This is a genomic window from Alloprevotella rava, from assembly GCF_014195585.1.
Taxonomy (GTDB): domain Bacteria; phylum Bacteroidota; class Bacteroidia; order Bacteroidales; family Bacteroidaceae; genus Alloprevotella; species Alloprevotella rava.
Window position 1 is genome coordinate 48,173 of the sequence record NZ_JACICA010000013.1, and the last position, 7,049, is coordinate 55,221.

6 protein-coding genes are annotated in these 7,049 nt (G+C 39.7%); 1 reads left to right on the forward strand and 5 read right to left on the reverse strand.

What is annotated here, in order from left to right:
* Window positions 1-12 precede the first annotated feature (12 nt).
* The 3 genes from FHS60_RS09200 to kdsA form a co-directional block, all read right to left on the reverse strand.
* Entirely contained in the window at window positions 13-1,329 is a 1,317-nt protein-coding gene (locus tag FHS60_RS09200) for a phospholipase D-like domain-containing protein (RefSeq protein WP_183697855.1), read from the reverse strand.
* A 61-nt stretch (window positions 1,330-1,390) separates the two neighbouring features.
* On the reverse strand, window positions 1,391-2,341 hold the full coding sequence (locus tag FHS60_RS09205; RefSeq protein ID WP_009346536.1) for a KpsF/GutQ family sugar-phosphate isomerase: 951 nt from the start codon (window positions 2,339-2,341) through the stop codon (window positions 1,391-1,393).
* Window positions 2,342-2,348: 7 nt separating this feature from the next.
* Window positions 2,349-3,119, reverse strand: coding sequence for a 3-deoxy-8-phosphooctulonate synthase (gene kdsA / locus FHS60_RS09210; protein ID WP_183697857.1), 771 nt, complete (start codon window positions 3,117-3,119; stop codon window positions 2,349-2,351).
* A gap of 139 nt (window positions 3,120-3,258) precedes the next feature.
* Between kdsA and FHS60_RS09215 the strand changes: the two genes are divergently transcribed.
* On the forward strand, window positions 3,259-5,541 hold the full coding sequence (locus tag FHS60_RS09215; RefSeq protein ID WP_183697859.1) for a family 20 glycosylhydrolase: 2,283 nt from the start codon (window positions 3,259-3,261) through the stop codon (window positions 5,539-5,541).
* A gap of 958 nt (window positions 5,542-6,499) precedes the next feature.
* Here the strand turns inward: FHS60_RS09215 and FHS60_RS10550 are convergent.
* Together FHS60_RS10550 and FHS60_RS09225 are read right to left on the reverse strand one after the other, a co-directional pair.
* Entirely contained in the window at window positions 6,500-6,721 is a 222-nt protein-coding gene (locus FHS60_RS10550) for an integrase core domain-containing protein (protein WP_183697861.1), read from the reverse strand.
* Window positions 6,642-7,049 (reverse strand): DDE-type integrase/transposase/recombinase (locus tag FHS60_RS09225; RefSeq protein ID WP_183697863.1); only part of this gene is annotated, 408 nt, incomplete at its 5' end. The genes FHS60_RS09225 and FHS60_RS10550, both read right to left, overlap by 80 nt.

Genomic DNA, 7,049 nt, shown 5'->3' on the forward strand with positions numbered 1-7,049 from the left:
ATTAAAAGAAAACTACACAAACGGAGCAAGCCACTGCCAAAACCATGCAGCAAAGCGTCGGGAAGGTTTAAACTTTTCCTTCCATGTTTTAGGAGTTAATAGCCAGCATTTCTCGTCTCTGTCTTTTTTGAAAATATTTTGTAATACTTCAGTTGTAGGTTTATCTTTGATTAAAAGATTACATTCATAATCGAAAGATAGACTACGACTATCCAAATTAGCAGAACCGATAAAAGAATATATACTATCTACCATCATTATCTTACTATGATGGAAACCTCCTTCAAAAAAATAAATCTTAACTCCTTTCTTCATAAGCCGATGAGCATTATGTTCAACAATGCGTGGAGTTATAGGAATATCACTCTTGGCAGAAACCATCACTTGCACATCGACTCCCCGCTTTACTGCTTGCTTGAGTGCTCTCCGAATATGGTGACAAAGCGTAAAATAAGGATTTATTATTTGTATTTGCGTTTTTGCGTTATTGATGAGCTGCAAGAATGTTGTATGAATAATTTTCTTGGGACATCCTGGACCTTGATTAACGACAGCAATACGTTTTCTACCTGCTGAGCTACACGTATCAGATGCCAAATGAGAAAACTCTTGTGTGGCATCACGATATCCAGGATAAAATTGTGCGCCATTGATATTTTGCTGAGTCCAAAGATTCCAAAAGTCTAAAAAGGCCTTTTGCAATTGCCCCACAGCATCACCTTCTACACGAGCATGTATGTCATGCCAAGCACCAAATTCAGACTTTCCTTTAATATAATAGTCAGCAACATTCATACCCCCCGTATAAGCAATAATTCCATCTATTACTACTATTTTTCGATGGTCCCGCGGTATGATATGATTTACATACGGAAATCTTAATGGATCGAATTCATATATTTCAATTCCATGCCTATTCAATGAATCCAAATGTCTACGCCTCAAAGGTCTATTATTGGATGCATTACCAAAGCCATCAAAGATAGCTCGTACTTTTACCCCTTCTTCTGTCTTTTGCTCTAACAACGAAAAGAGAGCTGCAGAAATAGAATCATTTCTAAAATTAAAATACTCAAGATGAATACTTTTCTTTGCCTGCCGAATTGCAGCAAAAAGATCTGAAAACTTTTCTTGTCCACTCTTGAAAATAACAATCCTATTATTTGTTGTGAAGACGAGAGAGTCCGTTTGTGCAGCCCTCAATACAGAAGGAAGTACAAAGAGCAAAGACAATAATAGGATGTGTTTAAAGCGACTTTGACACATCCCTAATTGTGAAAAGAGTTTGTTATTATTATTTATTTTCTTATCCTTATTGTATTTACACATCTGCTATTCTTTACCCAGATATTCAGAAAAATGTATGAATATTAGAATCATTTACAACCACTTAAAGTTGTGTTCTAAACGTATCAACAATACCTAATAAATGATCTTCTGAATCGACAACTAAAACACAATGAATCTTGTTTTCTTGCAGGATTTCCTCAATTTGCATAATCTTTGTTTCTACTCCTACAGTCTTTGGTGAGCGCGTCATAAAGTCTGCCACTGTCTTCTGGAAAAAACTATCTTGAGAGGACTGAATAGCACGTCGTACATCGCCATCTGTGATGATTCCAACCACTTTGCCGTCCTCCTCTGCAACACAAAGTCCGAGACGGCCGTTACTAACATGTATAACAGCTTCCCCCATCTTCATAGAAGGAGGAATTACTGGTAAATCCTCTGTACGCATCACATCCCTTGCCCGTGTAAGTAGCCGACGCCCTAAAGAACCGCCAGGATGAAAGTGGGCAAAGTCAGATGCCTGAAAGTTACGAGCAGCCATAAGAGCACACGCCAAAGCATCTCCCATCGCTAGTTGTGCCGTTGTAGACGAAGTTGGAGCTAAGCCCAAAGGCCCTGTTTCTTTTTTCACACCACAATTCAAATGAACAGTTGAATATTCAGATAGTTGTGAACAAGGATTGCCCGACATCCCTATTACAGGTATCTTCATATCAAGAAGAAAAGGGAGGATGCGCAATAGTTCATCTGTTTGTCCAGAATTAGAAATTGCTAATACTACATCATCAGCAGTAATCACGCCTAAGTCTCCATGAAAAACATCAAGGGGATTAACAAAGAAACTAGGAGTACCCGTAGAAGAAAGTGTTGCAGCAATTTTAGCTCCTATATGTCCACTCTTTCCAACGCCTGTAATAATCAATTTGCCTTGACAATTTAAAATAAGGCGAATAGCTTTATCAAAATCTTCATTGACATAAGGAATTAACTCCTTTATGGCTTCTGATTCTTCTCTAAGACATTGAATCGCTACATCTATATACTTACTCATAAGACAACTAATTACTTAATTCTACAATGAGATTTTCCAAATCATTAAGTGGAAGCATATTAGGGCCATCACTAAGAGCCATATCAGGCTGTGGATGTGTTTCAAAAAAATAACCATCCGCACCGAAAGCCTTAGCTGCATGTGCCATCATTGGTACAAATTGTCTATCGCCAACAGTTTTCCCCTCTCCAGCCCCAGGCCGTTGAACACTATGCGTACAATCCATAATTATGCGGTCTGACCATTGAGCCATTAAAGGAAGATTTCTGAAATCTACTACTAGATTGTTATAGCCAAAGGAATTTCCTCTTTCTGTCAACCAGACTTCTTTAGCTCCTGATTTACGACATTTCTCAACAGGATACTTCATATCACTGCCAGAAAGGAACTGTGCTTTTTTGATATTAACAACACATCCTGTCCGAGATGCTTCTACTAACAAATCTGTCTGACGACAAAGGAATGCAGGTATTTGCAAAATATCTACAACTTCTCCTGCTGCTTTAGCTTGATAACTTTCGTGAATATCTGTCGTTAGTTTTAAGTGGTAACGCAACTTTATATCCGACAACATCTGAAGTCCTTTCTCCAGTCCTGGGCCTCTAAAAGAAGATAGAGATGTGCGATTAGCTTTATCAAAAGAAGCCTTAAAAATTATATCTATTCCGTGAGCGTTACGAATCCGAACTAATTCCTGCGCAACCAGCTCAAGCAACTCTGTCGATTCTATAACACAAGGACCTGATATATATATAGGAGAGTTTTTCTTTCCTTCCATTTTGGTTATCTTTATTCTGCTACAAAGTTAGTATTTATCTATGGAATAAGGAAATCACTTTTCTTCTTGGATTAGTTATTCTAAAGAAAATCAAAAAATATTACGTAATTTCGCAGACATTACATCTAACTATACAAAAATGATAAAAAAAGTTCTCACAGTTCTTTTCTTTGCGCTGTCTTTGCTTCCCTCTATGGGACAAGTAAACATCATCCCACGCCCTGCGATTGTTGAGGAGGGAAGTGGCAGTTTTCAACTATCTCCTCAAACTGTTGTCATTTCGAAAGGCAAAGGAAAAGGAGCAAGTAGAGTTGCTCAAGCCTTTATAGAGAAATTGCAAACATCTACAGGCGTTCGATTGAAGAGTTCTCACAAAGCAGCAACATCTTCTATTCTTTTTGCTATTGATCCAACAATAAAGGGAAAAGAAGCCTATCTCTTGGAGGTAACTCCTCAACAAGTAAAACTTTCTGCATCTTCAGAAAATGGTCTCTTTTGGGCTTATCAATCGTTACTTCAATTATTCCCACCATTTGTAGAATCAACCAATGCACGCACGCCTAACTGGCCACTCAAAATCCCTATGGTAAGAATCGAAGATCAACCTCGCTTCTCTTGGCGCGGAACTTTGGTTGATGTTAGTCGTCACTTTATGCCCGTTGCTGCTATCAAAAAGCAACTTGACATAATGGCTTCGCTAAAGTTAAACCGCTTTCATTGGCATTTAACTGACGACCAAGGGTGGCGCATTGAAATTAAGCGCTATCCAAAACTCACCGATGTGGGAGCATGGCGAATAGATGCAGAAGGAAACAAATATGGAGGTTTTTATACTCAACAAGAAATTCGTGAGATTGTGGCCTATGCTGCAGCACGCCATATAGAAGTGGTCCCTGAACTAGAAATTCCAGGTCACGAACTTGCAGCTATTGCGGCTTACCCTGACCTATCCTGCAATAAAGAAGAGATAACACCACGAATCATTTGGGGGGTCGAGGACATTGTAATGTGCCCTGGCCGAGAAAATATGTTTAACTTCTTGAATAACGTGATAGATGAGCTTGTGCCGCTATTTCCTTCGACTTATTTCCATATTGGTGGCGATGAAAGTCCGCGCATTGAATGGGAAAAATGTGATAGTTGCCAAGCTCGCATGAAAGTTCTGGGACTCACTAGAGAAGCTCAGTTACAAGACTACGTCATCGAACGCATTGGAAAATACCTACAAACAAAGGGCAAGCGCATCATAGGTTGGGATGAAATACTTGAAGGTGGAAATCTGCCCAAAGATGCTATTGTTATGAGTTGGCGTGGAGAAGAAGGTGGTATCATTGCAGCTCAGAAACGCCATAGTGTCATCATGACGCCAGGAAGTCATGGTCTGTACTTCGATCATTACCAAGGCGATTTCATGAATGAACCTACAAGCATCGGAGGATATGCTCCACTAGATAAGTGTTATGCCTATAATCCTGTACCTTCTGCTCTGTCTACACAAGGTTTAGATTCACTTGTTTTAGGTGTTCAAGGAAACAATTGGACAGAATACACCCTCGGTCCAGCAGCATTAGAAAATAGACTTTGGCCGCGTGGAGCTGCCTTGGCAGAAGTAGGATGGACGAAAGAAAGCAATAAAGATTTCTCTGATTTCCAACGTCGTCTTGATAACGATTTTACGCTACGCCTCAAAGAACGTCACATCAATTTCTACATTCCAGCTCCCAGTGTTGAAGGAATTAGTTCCAACAAGCTAGCTTTTATCCATTCACGTACTGTTGCTTTAACCTCTCAACGAAATCTCCCGATTGTTTACACACTTGACGGAACAACACCTACCGCGCATTCAACGCGCTATACGGGGCCAATCAAAATTGATCAAAACACAACGCTAAATACTGCAACTCTTCTTCCATGTGGTTTACTCAGCAATGTGCGTAAGATTGAAATTAACAAACAAACTCCCCTTTTCGCACTCAGTACTCCTACCATAAAAGGCTACATAATTCGTAAATACAAGGGAGAATATAGAACTCCTCAACAGCTAAAAAATGCAAAGGCCGACTCAACCCTTAAGGCAGATCGCATTGAAGTTGTACGCACTCTAACAAACGTTCCTAGCGATGTGCGCAACGTCAAGAATTACGCTGCAACTGCAGAAGGGTTCTTCTATGTTCCAGAGACGGGTGTGTATGAATTTTCTTCTTTGCTCACACAAGTAAGTATTGACGGCACACTCTATATTGACAATTCAGGAGTATACGCCCCACGCGACACGCGAGAGAATTGTGAAATTGCATTAGCCAAAGGTTGGCACAAGATTCATGCATTATTCCTAGGAGGAATCTTTGGTGGTTGGCCTACATACTGGAACGATGTAAAAATCCAGTGGAGGCTTGTGGGCGGCAAATGGAATGCACTCTAATAATATTAGCTTTCATAAAACGGAGGCAAAGAAGCAGGGCTCATCCACTCTTCTTTGCTTTCGTTTTGTATAACTACACAAATGATCTAAAACTTCTAGCCGAAAAAAACTAAAGCAAGTCCCAAACTTTTCATAGTGGGAGATCTCAGCTTGTTATCTTTGGTGTAGGCTATCTCCATTATACCATGAATGGGATTCTTATCGATTATCTTAGTCATTTGAAAAAAGAACTGCCAGCCCTTGCGGTAAACCTGCAATATATCGGCAAATCTGGAAAGGAGGATTCCTGTTGTATGCTTCAAAGATACAAAAATAAAATAAACAAATTATAGCGAGAGTTTTGTATAGATCTCATATCATAGATATTACAGATAAATTGTTTCTAAGATAACGGAATCTCACAATTAGTAAGAATAAAAAAGACACAAAAGAGTTTGTGCAAAACTTAAGAACTTTCATACGACAAACAAAAAAGAAGATTGTAAAGAAATCCCGAAATCTATATCTACAAGAATTGAATAGAATCAAATTTTGCTGACAAGAAAAGAGCATAGATTCAACGCACTACTACAATAGGGAAATTTTGAAGTTTCAGAGGAGAAAGAAAAAATACAATAAAGATATTTTCAAATGTAATAAGAATGTCGGCTGACAGTCTTATTGTGTTTTCAAATAGAATAAGGAAAAAACAGCTTTTAAACTGCTCTGTCCTGAAAAAGGTTGACAGTTCTGTTTGTTAAAATATCTTTTGGTTGACAGCTCCTGAAGTTAAGTTTAGCGGAGGTTGTCATTGTTGTTTCCTAAATCTGTTTTAGGTTGACACTTGCCTTATGGTGGCAAAGATAAGGATTTTTAATTTATTTGGCTTTCTATTTTATTTGCGATGGCAGCTAGAGGTATGAAAAACACCGAGGGGATGCTGTCGGCAGGGGGCGAGTAGCCCCCGAGAGACATTGTGCTATGCTGCTTGTTCTAATAAGCGTTTCATTTCTTCGAGAGGTGTCCTCTTTTCTAAACTTTGATGGGGGCGTACTCGATTGTATATATCAACGGCTTTTTGCACGAGTTGCTTTACTTCCTCGAAGCTCTTTTCTTGTGTTTCAAAGAGCCATCCGTTCTTTACGGTGTTGTTGATTCTCTCTGCTAGGGCATTGTGTAGAGGGTCGCCTGTTTGAGTCATACTGGCTCTTATTCCTAGGTCTTTCAATAGCGCAATGTATTTCATTGCAGCAATATTGAGTGCCTCGGTCGGAGTGGTGGATGAGCCCTGTTAGGTTGACATGGTTGACTCTATAGAAGTCGATAGCTTTCTTCATGGCTTCTATGGGGCCGTCCTTGGATAAGGTGGGATGGAGCTGCCAACCTACTATGACTCTTGAGGCGGCATCTGTTACCAGTGAGAGGTAGGCCCACCCTTGTTGAGTGGCAACATAGGTGATGTCGGCAACACAGAGTTGACCGAAATGGGTGGGCTTGAGTTTTGGGGTTGTATTAAGTAAGTCATCGAA

Bases quoted from the DNA above. Each gene is read 5' to 3' on its own strand.
- FHS60_RS09200 (WP_183697855.1), bottom strand. From the start codon at position 1,329: ATGTGTAAATACAATAAGGATAAGAAAATAAATAATAATAACAAACTC.
- FHS60_RS09205 (WP_009346536.1), bottom strand. From the start codon at position 2,341: ATGAGTAAGTATATAGATGTAGCGATTCAATGTCTTAGAGAAGAATCA.
- kdsA (WP_183697857.1), bottom strand. From the start codon at position 3,119: ATGGAAGGAAAGAAAAACTCTCCTATATATATATCAGGTCCTTGTGTT.
- FHS60_RS09215 (WP_183697859.1), top strand. From the start codon at position 3,259: ATGATAAAAAAAGTTCTCACAGTTCTTTTCTTTGCGCTGTCTTTGCTT.
- FHS60_RS10550 (WP_183697861.1), bottom strand. From the start codon at position 6,721: ATGACTCAAACAGGCGACCCTCTACACAATGCCCTAGCAGAGAGAATC.